General features: G+C 61.4%; 13 protein-coding genes. 8 read left to right on the top strand and 5 right to left on the bottom strand.

The genetic code is table 11. The features are described 5' to 3' along the window. Window positions 1–236 precede the first annotated feature (236 nt). The 6 genes from ACO41U_RS01980 (at window position 237) to arcC (ending at window position 7,711) form a co-directional block, all read left to right on the top strand. The gene (locus ACO41U_RS01980) at window positions 237–1,769 is read left to right on the top strand and encodes a sodium:solute symporter family protein (RefSeq protein WP_485941270.1); all 1,533 of its coding nucleotides are present in this window, start codon (window positions 237–239) and stop codon (window positions 1,767–1,769) included. A 192-nt stretch (window positions 1,770–1,961) separates the two neighbouring features. Further along, window positions 1,962–3,182 (top strand): arginine deiminase, encoded by a 1,221-nt coding sequence (gene arcA / locus ACO41U_RS01975; RefSeq protein WP_485941269.1) that lies wholly within the window; start codon window positions 1,962–1,964, stop codon window positions 3,180–3,182. Window positions 3,183–3,333: 151 nt separating this feature from the next. Further along, window positions 3,334–4,425: an Rpn family recombination-promoting nuclease/putative transposase gene (locus tag ACO41U_RS01970; RefSeq protein WP_485941268.1), complete on the top strand. Its 1,092-nt coding sequence runs from the start codon at window positions 3,334–3,336 to the stop codon at window positions 4,423–4,425. A gap of 81 nt (window positions 4,426–4,506) precedes the next feature. Beyond that, window positions 4,507–5,526: a hypothetical protein gene (locus ACO41U_RS01965; protein WP_485941267.1), complete on the top strand. Its 1,020-nt coding sequence runs from the start codon at window positions 4,507–4,509 to the stop codon at window positions 5,524–5,526. A 245-nt stretch (window positions 5,527–5,771) separates the two neighbouring features. Beyond that, window positions 5,772–6,764: an ornithine carbamoyltransferase gene (gene argF / locus ACO41U_RS01960; protein ID WP_298780136.1), complete on the top strand. Its 993-nt coding sequence runs from the start codon at window positions 5,772–5,774 to the stop codon at window positions 6,762–6,764. 14 nt (window positions 6,765–6,778) lie between these two features. Next, window positions 6,779–7,711 carry a carbamate kinase gene (gene arcC, locus ACO41U_RS01955; RefSeq protein WP_298780134.1) on the top strand — a complete coding sequence of 311 codons (933 nt, stop codon included), beginning with the start codon at window positions 6,779–6,781 and terminating at the stop codon, window positions 7,709–7,711. Window positions 7,712–7,811: 100 nt separating this feature from the next. Here arcC and ACO41U_RS01950 read toward each other — a convergent pair whose 3' ends face one another. Next, window positions 7,812–8,561: a 3'-5' exonuclease gene (locus tag ACO41U_RS01950; RefSeq protein WP_485941266.1), complete on the bottom strand. Its 750-nt coding sequence runs from the start codon at window positions 8,559–8,561 to the stop codon at window positions 7,812–7,814. 6 nt (window positions 8,562–8,567) lie between these two features. Next, window positions 8,568–9,791 (bottom strand): M20 metallopeptidase family protein, encoded by a 1,224-nt coding sequence (locus tag ACO41U_RS01945; RefSeq protein WP_485941265.1) that lies wholly within the window; start codon window positions 9,789–9,791, stop codon window positions 8,568–8,570. A 123-nt stretch (window positions 9,792–9,914) separates the two neighbouring features. On the opposite strand from ACO41U_RS01945, the gene ACO41U_RS01940 reads away from it, so the two are divergent. Together ACO41U_RS01940 and ACO41U_RS01935 are read left to right on the top strand one after the other, a co-directional pair. Beyond that, a complete protein-coding gene (locus tag ACO41U_RS01940; protein WP_298780483.1) occupies window positions 9,915–11,309 on the top strand; it encodes an MATE family efflux transporter in 1,395 nt (464 codons plus the stop codon). Between the two features lie 98 nt (window positions 11,310–11,407). Then, the gene (locus tag ACO41U_RS01935; RefSeq protein ID WP_485941264.1) at window positions 11,408–12,574 is read left to right on the top strand and encodes an iron-containing alcohol dehydrogenase; all 1,167 of its coding nucleotides are present in this window, start codon (window positions 11,408–11,410) and stop codon (window positions 12,572–12,574) included. An 88-nt stretch (window positions 12,575–12,662) separates the two neighbouring features. Here ACO41U_RS01935 and ACO41U_RS01930 read toward each other — a convergent pair whose 3' ends face one another. From ACO41U_RS01930 to ACO41U_RS01920, 3 genes are all read right to left on the bottom strand, one after another. Beyond that, window positions 12,663–14,015: a sodium-dependent transporter gene (locus tag ACO41U_RS01930; RefSeq protein WP_485941263.1), complete on the bottom strand. Its 1,353-nt coding sequence runs from the start codon at window positions 14,013–14,015 to the stop codon at window positions 12,663–12,665. 129 nt (window positions 14,016–14,144) lie between these two features. Then, window positions 14,145–15,530 carry an argininosuccinate lyase gene (gene argH / locus ACO41U_RS01925; RefSeq protein ID WP_485941262.1) on the bottom strand — a complete coding sequence of 462 codons (1,386 nt, stop codon included), beginning with the start codon at window positions 15,528–15,530 and terminating at the stop codon, window positions 14,145–14,147. Between the two features lie 71 nt (window positions 15,531–15,601). After that, on the bottom strand, window positions 15,602–16,597 hold the full coding sequence (locus tag ACO41U_RS01920) for a dimethylarginine dimethylaminohydrolase family protein (RefSeq protein ID WP_485941261.1): 996 nt from the start codon (window positions 16,595–16,597) through the stop codon (window positions 15,602–15,604). Between the last annotated feature and the right edge of the window lie 7 nt (window positions 16,598–16,604).

The raw sequence follows: 16,604 nt of genomic DNA, 5'->3' as shown, positions 1-16,604 counted from the left end.
CGTCGATTTTTAGAGCTTCGGTCTAGCATAACGTTTTTGGAGGTTTGCCGAGCTGTTATAGCTTTTTAGCCCGACAAACCTCCTTTTTGTATCTTAATACAAGGAAACAAGGAGGGCATCATGTTTGGTTCGTGGACCCTGGATTCCTTTGCAATAGGCAGCGTCATTCTTTTTGCTGTTCCCATCATCGCCTGTATCCGCAGGCAAATCCAGCAGGGGAAGGGGAAGTGTGAGTAATGACTGGTATAGAACTGTACAGGTGGGGCATCTTTGCGGTTGCGTCGGCGATACTTATCGGCGTGGGCTGGTGGACGAACGTCAGGCTCAAGAAAAAGGCCGAGATGGCCCACCTGTCCGGCGACGATGAGAAGGCCTTCCTGCTCGGCAGCAACGAGATGGGGCCCTTTGTGGCTGCGGGGACGCTTATGGCGACGGGCTACAGCGGCTGGGGCTTCATCGGCTCGCCGGGGACGGCCTACGCCTACGGCACGATCGAGATCCTTGCAAACTTCTTGTTCGCGCCGGCCATTACCTTCGGCGCGCTCTTCTTCGCGGGCTTCATGCGCAAGCAGGGCGAGAGGTTCGGGGCGCTGACGGTTCCGGAATACCTCGCAAACACCCACAGGGGCTCACAGGGCATGCGTCGGCTCGTCCACTTCCTGGCGGCCATCGCCACGTTCGTCTTCATGTCGGTCTACATGATCGGCCAGATCCGCGCCGTCGCAAGCGTGGCCTCGGAGTGGCTCGGGACGTCGCTCCACATCTCGGCCATTATCTTCATGGCGGTCGTCATGATCTTCACGATGCAGGGCGGGCTCCTGGCGGTGGCGATCACCGATACGATCATGTGCTGCGGCATGGTCATCGCCTCGTGCATCGTTTACTATGTCATCACGCAGGACGTCTCGCTGACGGAGCTCATCGCCAGGGTGGGCGAGATCAAGCCGGAGTTCATCAACCCAACCACGTCCAACCCCTATGGCGACCCCAAGTACAGCGTGTTCCTCGTCTTCGTCTACGCCATGCTCTTCACGACCGTTTTGCCCTACATGTCCGTTCGTTTCCTCGCCATGAAGAAGGACATGAACATTCCTCTCGTCGCGCTCTATATGGCCCCCATGGGTTTTGCCATGAGCTTTGTTCCGCTGGTGGGCCTCTACATGTTCTACAAGGACCCCACCTGGCCGCAGGTCTTGGCGACCGAAGCTCCGGCGGGAGCCCACGTTGCGGACCACGCGATGCCAGTCTTCCTGAACACGTACCTGTCGCCGGCTGTCGCGAGCATCATATCGCTCTTCATCATCTTCGCGATGCTCTCCACGATCAGCTCCGTGCTTCAGGTGCAGGCGTCGGCGCTCTCTCACGACCTTTACGTGTCGGCGGCGGGCAGGGACTCCAAATACGCTGATCTCCTGAACCGCGGCGCGGTCGTCGTCACGACGGTGCTGGGCATCGTGCTGACCTTCTTCGCTCCTCAGGGGATGCTGAACCGCATCGCCTACATAGGGACCGGAGGCCTTATCTCGATGCTGGTCGGGCCCACCATCATCAGGACGTTCATCGAGGGGAACCTGCTCACCTGTCTGCTCTCGATGATCACAGGCTTCTTCGGCAACGTCTACCTCGTCCTCATCTACGGCAAGTTCGGCTGGGTCGAGGCACCGATCATCGCAGGCATCGCCGGTTCGCTCGTCTACATGATCGTCGGCTACGTCACCAACGGGATGAGGGCAAGGCCCCTCGACAGCGAGGAGGCCGCTGCCGCCTGATGGCGAGCGCCATTTGATCGGTCAACCCCATATCCCTGACTGCGCTTGAGTTTTTGCCATGCACGGATAGGGATGCGTTTTGAGTTGGGATGCAGCCTTGATATCGTCGTCAAGGTTGCAATCCTTTTTTTGGAGGCGAGTTTCCTTCGGGGTTGAAGCGGATTCCCCGCATTTTTGGAAGGAGTGCAGTTCATGAAGGATATTCGTGTTTTTTCTGAGATAGGACGGTTGAAACAGGTTATCCTCCACAGGCCTGGCAACGAGTTGAGCAACATCTCTCCCGATCTGATGGCGGATTTCCTGTTCGATGAAGTGCCGTTCCTGCGCGGAGCGATGGCGGAACACGATGCCTTTGCCGCCATGTTGAGAAGTTGCGGCGCCGAGGTGATCTACCTTGAGGACCTTGCTGCAGAGGCGATTGAGAACGCCGGGGTGCGTGAGGCGTTCGTGGACGAGTTCATCGGCGAGACCTGTGTGACCTCCAAGGACGAGATTCGGATGCTCAAGGACTTCCTGCTGGGCATTCCCAAGACGCGGGATATGGTGCTGCAGATCATGGCCGGAACCCGCCGCTCCAGTTTCCCCAAGCGTGACCACACGTCGCTTGTCGACTTCGTGGATGCGGAGTATCCATTCGTCACAAACCCGATGCCCAACCTTTATTTCACAAGGGACCCCTTTGCCCTGATCGGGTCCGGCGTGTCGCTCAACCACATGTGGAGCACCGTTCGCAACCGCGAAACGCTCTTTGGCAAGTATATCTTTAAGTATCACCCACGATTTAAGAACTCCGCCATTCCGTTCTACTACGACAGGGACATACCGTACCACATTGAGGGCGGTGACCAGCTGGTCCTCAGCGATAAGGTCTTGGCGGTGGGGATCTCTCAGCGCACGGAGGCAAGGGCCATCGAGCTCTTCGCAGAGAGGCTTTTTAAGGGGCCTGACAGCTTTGAGACGATTCTGGCGTTCAAGTTCCCCGCAAAGCGGGCTTTCATGCACTTGGATACCGTGTTTACTATGGTGGACCGGGATCTCTTCACGATCCATCCGGAGATACAGCAGCATCTTGAAGTTATCGCTGTGACGATGAAGGATGGAGAGCTCAGGTTCGAGTATCAGGGGCGTGCACTTGAGGACGTGCTTAAGAAGTACCTGAACCTGGATAAGGTCCGGCTCCTGCCCTGTGGGGGCGGCGACCCCGTTGACGCACCCAGCGAACAGTGGAGTGACGGCTCCAACACCTTTGCCGTCGCGCCTGGTGAGATCATCGTCTACGACCGCAATGTGGTCACGAATAAATCTCTTGAGGATGCAGGGGTTAAACTGCACGTCATACCGTCAGCGGAGCTGTCGCGCGGGCGTGGCGGTCCCCGTTGCATGACCATGCCGATGGTGCGGGAGAATCTCTAAATTTTTCACTTGCCTTCCCCGCTCGAACCTCCATCTTGATGGCGATGTAAATTCCTGGTCCTGCATCCGCCAATGAGTTGTAAATCGTGGGGTACGATTCGTTGTTGCTATAATAAAGCCAGTGAATACGTCGCCTGAGGAGGTGGTGAGCATGGATAAGGACAAGGAGAGGGTCGTCCCGGTCATGACGAAGCACGAACGGCAGGAGATGCTGAACCTTCAGGAGCAGGGGGAGCTGCCGGAGAACATCGACCGCTCCACCGACCTGTACTTCCGTTTCCTGCTGGGGACGCCGGCGCGGGGCCGGCTGCTTCGCGATATGCTAAACGCCCTCTTTGGTGCGCTGGGCTACCCACTACTACAGACGGTAACCCTCACGGACACCGAACGGGAGCCGGAGGCGGTGGGAGCGAAGTACACGCGCCTCGACCTGACGGCGCTGGACGACCTGGGCCGCACCCTGCACATCGAGATGCAGCGGGAGAACTACACGCACTTTCAGAAGCGCTGCCTCTTCTACCTGTGCCGGAACTACACGAGGTCGCTCAAGAGGGGCGAGGGGTACGCGAGCCTGTCCCCGATCGTCTCCATCTCGCTGTTGGGATTCGACCTTTTTGAGGGGGAGCGTGGGCTGTGGGACTTTGCGCTGATGAACCCCGGGACGGGGCGCCGTCTAATGGAAACGGACGACCTTCTCTTGTTCTACGTCGAGCTGAACAAGGCGGCGCGACCCCTGCGGGAGCTGCGGGCGAAGCTGAAGGCGAGCCCGAACCACGTATTGAGCCCTGAGGAGCGTGCGCAGGTGTGGGGAGGCTACATCAACAACGAGAGCGACGGTCTGGCCCTGCTGCGCGAGAGCTTGTCGAGGGATACCGTATTTTCGGAGGTGAGCGAGGTGGAGCAGGAGTACTGGAGTTCTCCGGAGAACCGCTACTATCAGCTGCGGGAGATGGTAACGCAGCTGGACTTCAAGGCGATTCGGGAGGACCGGCTGGCGGAGGCGACGAGGAGGGCCCGAGAGAAGGGCTGGGCCGAGGGCGAAGCTAAAGGCTGGGCTAAAGGTATGGCTGCGGGCGAGGCTAAGGGCGAGGCTAAGGGCGAGGCTAAGGGCGAGGCTAAGGGGAAGCTGCTTGGCCGACAGGAGACGGCGCGTGCCATGCTGCGGGAAGGGATGTCCCCGGAGTCCGTCGCGCGCTTCACCCGCCTTTCCCTGGACGAGGTCGAAGCCCTGAAGGAGAGTTAAGAGGGGTGCCAGTTAAAGATAGCCCTCGCTCCTTTATTGAGGCGCAGGTCCAATAATTTGTCTGAGGAGGAATTTATGGTTATGTCACGGCGTTTATCCATCGCGTGGAAACTGGTGCTCGCTGTCCTGTTGTCTTTCGGTGTTGTTTCTCAAATGGAAGGAGCCGAACCGAAACCGGAATGGAAGGTGGACTTCGTCAACGAGGACTTGACTGCCGATTTCAAATATATGAACTGGCGCATGTCGATCGATCCTTCCCCTGCGGAGAAGCTGTCCAGATTGAAGGAGCTCGGCTGCAACACTAACGTCAGTCGTGAGGGAATGGACACCCTACGCACCGCCGGAGGCGCTGATTTCACCGAGAAACAGTTTGACTGGATTCTGTCTACTCTGAAGGAGAAAGTTGGCGTAACGCCGGATAAGTTGACCGTCATGGATTTGCGTGGCGAAACGCACGGACTTATCGACGGCAATGTGTTCATGTACTGGATTCCCAACAACTACGTCAATGAAGGCACCCCCACTGAAAAAGTGCTTGAGATCGAAGCCGGACTGCTGGATGAATTGAGAAAACAGGATACCATAAAGATGTATCAGACCAAGGAATGGGGCGCAGATCACGACAGTCCCATGCTGGAGTACAAAAAACCGGTGATCCGGAGCGAGGAGGACCTCGTCAAGAGCAAGGGCGCAAAGTACGTACGTTTCGCGGACACCAACCACTTCCGCCCTGACGATCATGAGGTCGATCTGTTCGTGGCCTTCATGGCGGACCTTCCGACAGACGAATGGCTGTTCATGCACTGCTATGCCGGCGAGGGACGAACCACGAACTTCATGGTGATGACCGACATTTACAAAAATTATAAAGTGGCGAGCTTTGACGACATTGCTGCACGGCAGGGGCTTATCGGCCCCGTCGATGTGCGCACGGAAGTCGCGACGACGGGCAAAACGCACTACAAAATGAAGGCATCCATCGAGCGGCGCATCTTCCTGCAGCAGTTCTACAACTACGCCAAGGACACCGATTTCAAGGGAAAGACCTGGACAGAGTGGTGCAAGGAGCGGGACCTTACGCTTCAGTATTTCCCGGACTAATTAGCGGCATCTGCAATGACATTCAAAAAGAGCAAGTCTTCCGGTTGGATGCGTCGAGAATCCGTTCGCTTTCAATGACGAGAAACCAGCGTTGTCTGACTTGCCTTTTTCAACAGGATGGTTTATTGTACGTCAGTCTTTTGGAGCTTGAGTTTTCAATCAAAATTGAGCGTTAAAGCGGGCCGTTCACCGGGCTTTCGGTCCGGATGGACTCCGTTATCGAAAAACAACAGGGAGGAATTATCGTGGCAAGAAACTTGAGAGGAAGAAGTTTCCTGAAGCTTTTAGATTTTGAGCCGTCGGACGTTCGGTACCTTCTGGACCTGGCGAAGAACTTCAAGGACCTGAAGCGAACCAGGACGCCGCACCGCTACCTTGAGGGGAAGAACATCGTCCTGCTGTTCGAGAAGACATCGACCCGGACCCGTTGCTCCTTTGAGGTCGCGGGGATGGACCTGGGGATGGGCGTCACCTACCTTGACCCCGGCAGCTCTCAGATGGGCAAGAAGGAGAGCATCGAGGACACCGCGAAGGTCCTCGGCAGGATGTACGATGGCATCGAGTACCGCGGCTTCAGCCAGAAGCTGGTGGAGGAGCTTGCGCTGTACTCGGGCGTTCCCGTCTGGAACGGCCTGACGGACGACTTCCACCCCACCCAGATGCTTGCGGACCTTATGACGATGGAGGAGCACTTCGGGCACCTCAAAGGGCTTAGCTGCGTCTTTATGGGCGACGCCAGGAACAACGTCGCGAACTCGCTGATGATCGCCTGCGCCATGACCGGCGTGAACTTCACCGCCTGTGGCCCCAGCGACCTCTTCCCGAAGGCGGAGCTCGTCGAGAAGGCCAAGGAGATCGCAAAGAGGCAGGGGTGCACGGTGTCGCTCAACTCCAACGTCGATACCGCGGTTAAGGGTGCCGATGTCCTCTACACCGACATCTGGGTTTCCATGGGAGAGCCTGACGATATCTGGGAGAAGAGGATCAAGCTGCTCTCGCCCTATCAGGTCAACCGTCGCGTGATGGACCTGGCCTCGCCGGACGCGATCTTCCTTCACTGCCTGCCGTCCTTCCACGACCGCAACACCACCATCGGCGAGGACATCTACAAGAAGTTCGGCATCCCGGAGATGGAGGTCACGGACGAGGTGTTCACCTCCGACCGCTCCCTCGTCTTTGAGGAGGCGGAGAACCGGATGCACACCATCAAGGCCGTCATCTTTGCGACGATGTGCTGAGCGGAGGACGAACCTTGAGTAAAGTTGTCGTTGCGCTGGGCGGCAATGCCCTTGGCAATACCCCGGAGGGACAGATCGAGGCGGTCCGCAAGGCGGCCCCGTCCATCATGGGGCTGGTGAAGGCCGGCCATCAGGTGGTCATCGGGCATGGAAACGGCCCGCAGGTCGGAATGATCAACAACGCCTTCGATTTCGCCTCGCAGGGGGACGGCAAGACGCCTTACATGCCCCTCGTCGAATGTGGTGCCATGAGCCAGGGATATATCGGCTACCACCTTCAGCAGGCGCTTCAGGCCGAAGCGGAGCGCGTTGGGCTGAAGCTGGACGTCGTGAGCGTCGTGACGCAGGTTGAGGTCAGCGCGCAGGACCCCTCCTTCCAGGACCCCTCCAAGCCGGTGGGCAACTTCTGCAGCAAGGAAGAGGCGGACGCCATTGCGGCGGAAAAGGGCTGGACCTTCGTCGAGGACGCTGGACGCGGCTATCGCAGGGTCGTTCCCTCTCCTCTGCCGGTGAAGATCGTCGAGATGGACGCCATCAAAAAGATGATGGAGATGGGAATGGTCGTCATCGCGGTCGGCGGCGGCGGCATTCCGGTCATCTGCAAGGGAGATCGTTACGTGGGGATCGATGCGGTCATCGACAAGGACAGGAGCTCCGCCCGCCTTGCGTCGGACCTCGACGCCGACGCCCTGGTGATCCTGACGGCTGTTGACCGCGTGGCCATCAACTTCAACAAGCCCAATCAGAAGGACCTGGCACACCTGACGGTGGCAGAGGCCAAGGAGTACATGAAGAGCGGCGAGTTCGCCAAGGGCAGCATGTTGCCCAAGGTCGAGGCCTGTCTGGCCTTCGTCGAGGCCAAGAAGGGGCGCAAGGCCGTAATCACCTCCCTCGCCCTTGCCGCAGAGGCTTTGAAGGGCGAAGTCGGGACGGTCATCGAGGCTTAGGCCAGCTTCGCCGTAGAGAAATCACGCTTTCAAATCCGTAAGCCAAAGGGCCGCTCCGTTTTCTGCGGAGCGGCCCTTTTTCATGGGCTGGATCGGCAAGTCAATCCTCGACCAGTCCCTGCCCAGACGCGCCGAGCGAGAGCAGGCGCCGTTCGAGGTCCAGAAGGCCGACCGTGAAGCCGTCCTCGCGCGGGGAGGTGGACGGGGGATGGGGGCGTCCTTTCGGCGTGTGGAAGGGCAATGCGATCGTTTTGAAGTCCATCCAATCCGGTCGGTTCGCCGCGACGCGCGCGGCGGCGCGGTAGAGCTGGAAGCAGTCCGACAGGGAAACGTGCGCTGCAGCGTCCCCAACGGCCTCCTCCGCGCGCTGAATGTCCTCCGTGGCGGACAGCGCGCGGGGACCGCAGCACACCGCGTCCACGGCCTCACTGAGCCGCGGCGGCTTGAAGCGGTTCCTCCCCGGCAGGGCGCAGAACTCCGTCAGGCCCCGCATGGAGCACCAGCAGGGGAGGAGGAGTTGAGCCACCTCCGGAAGGAAGGCCATGTCGAAGCGAGCGTTGTGGATGACGAGTCCCTCGACGTTCCAATGGTCCCAGAACGCCATCAGGTCGGGCCAGTCCTCGACGAAGTAGGGCGAACCGTTGGGGCGTCGGGCGCGCAGGGCCAAAAGTCTTTCGAGCGTCAGGCCGTGGACGCGGACGAGCCAGCGATTGAAAGGTTCGGTAGGAAGGTAGAAGCGGTTGAAGAAGGCGAGGAGGCGCCCCGCCTCGTCGAACACGATGGACGAGGCGGAGAGCACGGAGGTCCCAGGGTAGCCGTTCGTTTCGAGGTCGAAGGCCGCGATGTTCAAGCCGGCTTAATCCCCGTTCAGGAAGCTCCAGGCGAAGCCGGCGTGGAGGGCTGCCGCGCGTTGGAGCTGCGCCTCGTCCAGGTTGAAGGTTGGCGAGTGATGGGGGCAGCGGGTCCCCGGCTGGGCGGGGTCGCCGACGCCCAGCTGGGCGAAGGTCGCCGGCACGGCACGGCCGTAGAAGCTGAAGTCCTCGGACCCCATGTTCACGGGCGCCTCCTCGGCATCGGCGCCGAACATCGCCTCCGCCGTTGCCTTCAGGATTTGGGTCAGCTTCGGGTCGTTGATGACCGCGGGGTAGAAGCGCATGTAGTTCAGGTCGATCCTGCAGCGCGTCGTCAGGGCGACGCCCTCCGCGATGCGGCGCATGGCGGCCTCGACCCTGTCTTGCATCTCCGGGCTCAGAGCGCGGGTCGCCCCCATCAGGGTGACGCTCTCAGGGATGATATTGCGGGTTTTTGTGGAGCTCTCCACGCTGGTGATGCTGATGACGGCCGTATCCGTGGGCGCGACCTCGCGGGAAACGATGGTCTGGAGAGCGCAGCCCAGCGTGCAGGCGGTGACGACGGGGTCCACGGCCTTCTCAGGGGCAGCGCCGTGTCCCCCCTTGCCCGTGACGACCAGGTCCCAGCCATCGGCGGAGGCCATGCAGGGGCCGGAGCGATAGAGCACCTTGCCGGTGGGGTAGAGGCTGAAGAGGTGGAGGCCGAAGACGCCATCCACACCCTGAAGTGCCCCCTCCTGGATCATGACCTTAGCGCCACCGCGAGGACCGTCCTCCTCGGCGGGTTGAAAGAGCAGACGCACCGTGCCGGGCAGCTCGTCCCGAATCTGCATCAGGATGCGCGCCGCGGTGAGCAGCCCCGCCATGTGCCCGTCGTGTCCGCAGGCGTGCATGACGCCATCGTTTTGGGACCGGTACTCGACGTCGTTTTCCTCGTGGATGGGCAGGGCGTCGATGTCCGCGCGCAGGGCCACGCACCTGCCGGGGCGGGCGCCCTGGATGTCGGCGATCAGGCCGCTCGACGTTCCGCCGTAGCCGCGATGGAGGACCGGGATGCCCAGCTTTCCCAGCTCCTCCTCGATGCGGCCCGTCGTCCGTGCCTCCTGCCAGGAGAGCTCCGGATGCGCGTGGAAGTGTCGCCGCAGAGCTACGGCGTCACGCTCATATTCCCTCGCCAGGTCCTTGATCCTGTTCAGCATGTTCATCATCGTGCCTCCATCTTCCTTCAATCTGTTGTCGCTTCCCCCAAGCGTTTTCTTCAAGACATTATCATTATAATACAGGTCCGGCTGTGCTATGATAAGCCCTGTAAACACTTTGCGGCAAACTCACTGACACGGGGGGGATTCTCTATGCTTCAGCCGCAGCGCATGGGCCGCGAGCCCATGCTGAAACTGATCTTCAGCTTCACGCTGCCGTCCATCGCAGGGATGCTTGCGAACGCACTGTACAACATCGTGGACCGCATGTTCGTCGGCCGCCTCGTCGGGACGATGGGGCTGGCTGCCATCAGCGTCTGCTTCCCCTTCATGCTCCTGCTCCTCTCGCTCTCGCTGCTCTTCGGGATCGGGGCCGTCCCCATGATATCGGGGGCGCTGGGGGAGAAGAACGACGACCTGGCCGAGGCCGTGCTGGGCAGCGCCCTCGCCGCGGCCGCGGTGGTCAGCGTCCTGGTGAGCGTCGTCGCCTTCATCTGGATGGACCCGCTGCTTCGACTGAGCGGCGCGAACGAGGAGCTCCTTGGTCCGTCGCGGGAGTACCTGCGCATCATCCTGCTGGGAGCGCCCTTTGGGATGCTCTCCTTCGTCATGAACTTCGCCATCCGCGCGGAGGGACGCCCCAACTTCGCCATGGCCACGCAGATGTTGGGTGCCGTCGCAAACATCGTTCTGGACGCGCTGTTCGTCTGGGGCCTGAAGTGGGGCGTCGCGGGGGCGGCGTGGGGCACGGCGTTGGCGCAGCTGACCAGCCTGCTGTGGGTCGCCTCCTTCTACTGGCGCCGGTCGGGACACCTGCGCCTTCGCTTGAAGTACTGTCGCCTGAAGCCGAGGATCCTCGGTCGCCTCATGGCTCTGGGTTTCCCCTCCGCCTTGACGGAGGTTTCGTTTTCCTTGTTTTACGTGTTGTTCAACCAGTCCCTGGCGAAGTACAGCGGCCCCCTCGCCGTTTCCGCCCTGGGGGCCTTCATGGGCTGGGACTCCCTGCTCTTCCTACCCGTCGTGGGGATATGCGACGGAGTGCAGGCCATCTTCGGTTTCAACTGGGGCGCGCGGCGCCCCCTGCGCGTGCTGGAGGCGCTGAAGCTGGCCCTCATCCTCGGCACGGGGTACTTCATGGGCAGCGTCGTCGTGGTGCACTTCTTCCTGTGGGACATGATGCGCCTGTTCTCCACCGACCCCGAACTCCTGACCATCGCCGTCGAGGGAGGGCGCGTTGCCTATGCGGGCGTCATCTTCACCGGCGTCGCCATGGTCACGAACAGCTTCTTTCAGGGGATCGGCCTGTCCGGACTCTCCCTCTTCCTCTCCCTCTGCCGCCAGTTCGTCTTCCTCATTCCGGCGCTCCTCATCATGCCTCGCATCTGGGGCGCCATCGGCGTCTGGGGCGCCTTCCCCGCTTTGGACGCGGGGGGCGGCGCGCTGTCCATCCTGCTCCTCTGGGGCCAGTGCCGCAGGCTGGGCCTCCTGCGGTGCGAGGCCAGGCGCCTGCGCCTCGCCAGGCTGAGGAGGGCCGGGGAGGGGCTCTGAAGGGCCTCACTTAAAACGATAAAAAGGGACCGCGAGGGCCCGCCGAGCGATGCTGATCTGTATTTCATGAATTTTTTCTGTGAATGGAGGCGCTTGTATTGCATAACTTTACGTGGTGGAATCCGACGATCGTCTTCTTTGGCGAGGGGACGATCCCCAAGCTGGCGGAGCAGCTCTCCGCGATCCACGCCAGGAGCGTGCTCCTGCTCTACGGCGGCAGGGCGATCTTCAAGAACGGGGCCTACGCGCAGGTGACGGAGACGCTGACGCAGGCCGGCATCGAGTTTCCAGAGGTTGGGGGTGTCCTGCCGAACCCGCGGGTGGACAAGGTGCGCGAGGCGATAGCGCGGATCAAGGCCGTGCCGGTTGACGCCATCGTCCCCATCGGCGGCGGCAGCGTCTTCGACTCGGCGAAGGCCGTGGCCGCGGGAGCGTGCTACGACGGCGACGTGTGGGACTTCTTTGAAAAGAAGGCTGAGGTGCAGAAGGCCCTGCCGATCTTCGGTGTCTTGACGGCGTCGGCCACCTCGAGCGAAGTGAACGACATCGCTGTGGTGTCCAACCCGGAGAGCGAGTTCAAGACCTCCATATCGAGCCCGCTGCTCTTCCCGAAGGTGTCCGTCATCGACCCGACGCTGCAGTTCACGCTCCCGGAACGGCAGACGGTCAACGGCGGTGTGGACATCATGGCTCACGTGCTGGAGCGCGTGCTCGACGGCGACGAGGGGGCGGAGCTGATGGACGAGCAGGGGTACGCCCTCCTGCGCAGCATGATGCGCCTGATCCCGGACCTGATCGAGGACCCGCGGGACTACGACGCGCGGGCGGAGTACGCCTGGGCGGCTTCCATCGCCCACAGCGGCTTTTTGTCCTGCGGGCGAAACGGCCGCGGGGACTTCGCCTCCCACAAGCTGGGGCATGCCCTCAGCCTGCTGTTCGACGTGCCCCACGGTGCGTCGCTCTCGGTCATGATGCCCGCCTGGGCGCGCTACCTGCACGAGGAGTACCCCGTGCCCTTCGCCCGGCTGGCGGAGAACGTCTTCGACATCTACGACGGGACGGACGAGGACAAGGCGCTTGAGGGCATCGAGTCACTGGAGGACTTCTTCAGCTCCATCGGCGCGCCGACGACGCTGCGTGAGCTGAACATCCGGGAGGAGGACGTCCGCCGCCTGGCGGAGAACGCCTCGTCCCACGGCAGCTTCGGCAAGCTGAAGCGCCTGAACGAGGAGGACGTCCTCGAAATCTACAAGCTGGCGTACTGAGTTTTTTGCGCGGTTCGCAGGACGACGAAAGGGGGCCGAAGCCCCCTTTCGCGCTCTTGAAAGCAGAGACGCAAGCCCTCGTCGCCGTCTAAAAGAGCCCCTTGTAGAACACGATGCCGATGGCGACGGGCGCCACGATGCGGATGATCCACGCCCAGATGCTCAGCAGTTTGAAACGATAGGTCCCGTGGTTTGATATCTCGTTCTCCGCCCTGTCGAGGAACCGCCAGCCGACGAAGATACAGGTCAGGATGGCGCAGAGCGGAAGCATAATGTGGTTGGACAGGAAGTCCATGGCGCTCAGGAAGTCCATGCCCCAAAGCTTGGGGGAGCCGCTCAGGGACGCGGCCGAGGGCAGGCCCAGCAGCGTGATGATGACCCCCATGATGAGGGAGGACTTTCTGCGGGACCACTTCAGGTCGTCCATGCCGTGGGCCACGGCCACCTCGAAGAGCGACATGGAGGAGGTGATGGCCGCGAAGAAGAGCAGGACGAAGAACAGGGCGGAAAAGATTTCGCCGTGAGGCATCCTGGCGAAGACCCCCGGCAGGACGATGAACGTCAACCCCACGCCCTGAGTGGGCTCAAGCCCCATGGAGAACACCGCCGGGAAGATGACGAGCCCCGCCAGGAAGGCCGCCAGCGAGTCGTAGAAGACCACGTAGGCGACGCTGGAGGGCAGGTGTTCCCCGTCCCTGATGTAGCTGGCGTAGGTGATCATGATGCCCATCCCCAGAGAGAGGGAGAAGAAGCCCTGGCTTAGAGCGTCCAGCAGAGCCGGCCAGGTCAGCTTGCTGAAGTCGGGCCGCAGGTAGAAGTCGAGGCCCTGCAGGGCCCCCGGCAGGGTGACGGCCCGCGCGATGAGCACGAGCATGATGAGGAAGAGCAGCGGCATCATGACCTTGCAGGCGCGCTCAATGCCCTTGCCGATGCCTCCCAGCACGATGCCCACCGTCATGGCCATGAAAGCCAGGAAGTAGGCGATCACCTCCGTGGGGCTGCCGACGAAATGATTGAAGACGTCGCCGGACCGGCCCTCCACAGCCTGCGGCATCAGGTCCTGAAGGCTTGCCACGATGTACTTCAGCGTCCAGCCCCCGATGACCGCGTAGTAGGACAGGATGATGAAGCTCCCCCCTATCGTTCCCATCCAGCCCACGAGGGTCCAGGTGTGGGTCCCCGACGCCTGCCAGAAGGCCGGGACCGGCGCCTTGCGCATACGCCGTCCCAACGCAAACTCGCCCAGCATGACCGTCGCCCCGACGGTGGCCACCAGCAGCAGGTAGACGACCAGAAACGCAGCCCCGCCATTCATCCCCACCATGTAGGGGAAGCGCCAGATGTTTCCCAGCCCGATCGCCGACCCCGACGCCGCCAGGATGAAGCCGATCCGGCTCCCCCAGTTCTCCCTCTCGTTGCGCCCATCGCTCATGACGTCCATCCTTCCCATGCCCGTGAATTTTCACCTGTCAATGCAGGAGAGTTCATAAACTATCAGTTTAACATGAATCCCGGTGGGAAACGCGAGAAACGGACGCAGTTTTCTTGAGGTGGAGCGTGGCGCGGCGGCTTAACCGTGCATCGTCCTCTCGAGCCATTCTCTGCCAGCTGCGATCTGCCGCCGCACCTCCCCGGGAGCCGTGCCTCCGTAGGACCTCCTGGCGTTCACGCAGGCCCTGATGCCGATGTCGCCCACCATGGATTTGGACAGGCGAGGGTCGATGAGGGGCAGGTCCGCGTCGGTGAGGTCTTCAAGCCGGCAGCATTTTTTCTCGCAGGCTCTCACCATGTGCCCCACGATCTCGTGCGCCTCGCGGAAGGGGATGCCCTTTACGACCAGGTGCTCCGCCGCGTCCGTGGCGTTGAGGAACCCCTTCTCCAGCTGTGCGTTCAGCACGTCCGGCCGGAACGAAGCGGCTCCGATCATCTTTTCGAGGATACGGATGCTCGCCTTCCACGTGTCGATGGCGTCGTAGACCTTTTCTTTGTCCTCTTGGAAATCTTTGTTGAACGCCAGTGGGGTCCCCTTGAGCACGGTGAGCAGCCCCATCAGGTCGCCGTAGACCCGGCCGACCTTCCCACGAAGGAGCTCGGCGATGTCCGGGTTCTTCTTCTGTGGCATGATGCTGCTCCCCGTGCAGAAGCTGTCGTCGAGGGTGAGGTAGGAGAACTCGGTGCTGTTGTACCAGACGAACTCCTCGGCCCATCGCGACAGGTGCATCATGGAGATGGAGGCCGCGCTGAGGAACTCGATCATGAAGTCGCGGTCGCTCACCGTGTCCATGGCGTTCTCCGTTGGGGCGGAGAAGCCGAGGGCCTCTGCGGTGGCCTGCCGGTCGATGGGCAGGGTGGTGCCCGCCAGGGCGCAGGCCCCAAGGGGACAGAAGTCGGTGCGCGCACGGCAGTCCTGAAGACGGTCCAAGTCCCGCCGAAACATCTGAAAGTACGCCATGAACCAGAACCCGACGGTGATGGGCTGGGCGTGCTGCATGTGGGTGAAGCCCGGCATCAGGACGTCCGTGCCCGCCTCCGCCCTGTCCAGGATGACCTTCATCAGGTCTGCCAACGCCCCCTCGATCTCGCGCATCTCCCGGCGCAGGAGCATCGTCGTGTCCAGCAGGCTTTGGTCGTTCCGGCTTCTGGCGGTGTGGAGCTTTTTGCCGACGTCTCCCGTATCCTTGATGAGGCGAGCCTCCACGCCCATGGCGATGTCCTCGTCCTCCACGGTGAAGCGGATCGTTCCGGCATCCAGCCCTTCCCGAATCCTCTCGAGCCCGGCGACGATCGCATCTCGATCGGCCTCCGTCACGATGCCCTGCTTCGCCAGCATGGTGACATGGGCGATGCTCCCCTCGATGTTCTCGCGATACGCCCTCACGTCGAACCCGATGGAGGCGTTGAACTCCTTGACGAGTTGGTCCATGTCCTTCTCAAACCTTCCAGCCCATAAAGCCATTGAGCGTCCTCCTTCAATCACTATCACACGATTTTCAGAATCACCTGCACCGTTCGGCCTAAGAGCCGGCGTCAGTCCCTCTTGAGGAATGCCGTCATACAGTGGACGCTCCCTCGGCCCTTGTTCAGCTCCGAAAGGTCGAGCACGTCGACCTGGATGCCGTTTCTCTCCAAAAGCTCCACGGCCTGGGGTGCCTGGTTGCTGGTGACGACGTGACCGTTGTCGATGGCTACGAAGTTCGTGGCGTACCCGTATTTCGTTTCGGTCAGGGAGGGTGTTTCCAGGACATTGAAGCCCTTCTTCTTCAGGCGGTCCACCACCTCGTAGGGGACCTGCATGGCATGGAGCAGCACGGTGTCCTCGCTCGCGATGTTCAGAAGACCGTCGATGTGGCAGTGCCCGTACGGTATCTGCATGGGGATGATGTCGGTCACCCCCTGTCGGGTCAGCTCCGACGCCATCTGGTCATAGCCGCTGCGGTTGGCCCGTACCGACAGGGAGAGGATGACGCAGCGGCGGTCCACCCACATGGCGTTGGCCCCCTCGAAGAGCCCATCTCCGGCGATGGTCTTGACGATGGGGATGCCGAGGTCGGCGCAGGCCTGCGCCACGTAGCGCTCCTCGCCGCGGCGTTCCGCCATGCCCAGCCGGCAGACGATGGCGCCCTCCGGCGTCATGAAGAGTTTGTCCCTGCAGAACACGGCGTTGGGCCGGTCCTCACGGACGCCGGGGGTGTAGAACACCTGGATGCCGTGGTCCCTGTAGTACTGCGCCAGAGCGTCGTGCTGGCTGCGGAATTTTTCGGTGTCCACTGCCTCTCGGAAGCGAACCGCCCCCGGGTCAAAGCCCTCGACCTCCTTGCCCGGCCTGTGGAGCAGGACGGACCTCAGCCTGGAGTACTCCGAGGAGCAACCCCAATCGCCTCCCCAGTACTCCTTGAAGTCCTCCTCGATGCAGGTTTCCAGGGGGAACCATCGCTCGCCGGGAATGGCCCGGATGTTGGTCAGGGCCTCGCCCCGCTCCAGTTGAGCGTCCAGGTCGATCATGGTCTTTGCTATGTTTGGCATCTTGCGT

This window comes from Fretibacterium sp., from assembly GCF_057312375.1.
This window is presented reverse-complemented; position numbering and strand designations above follow the sequence as displayed.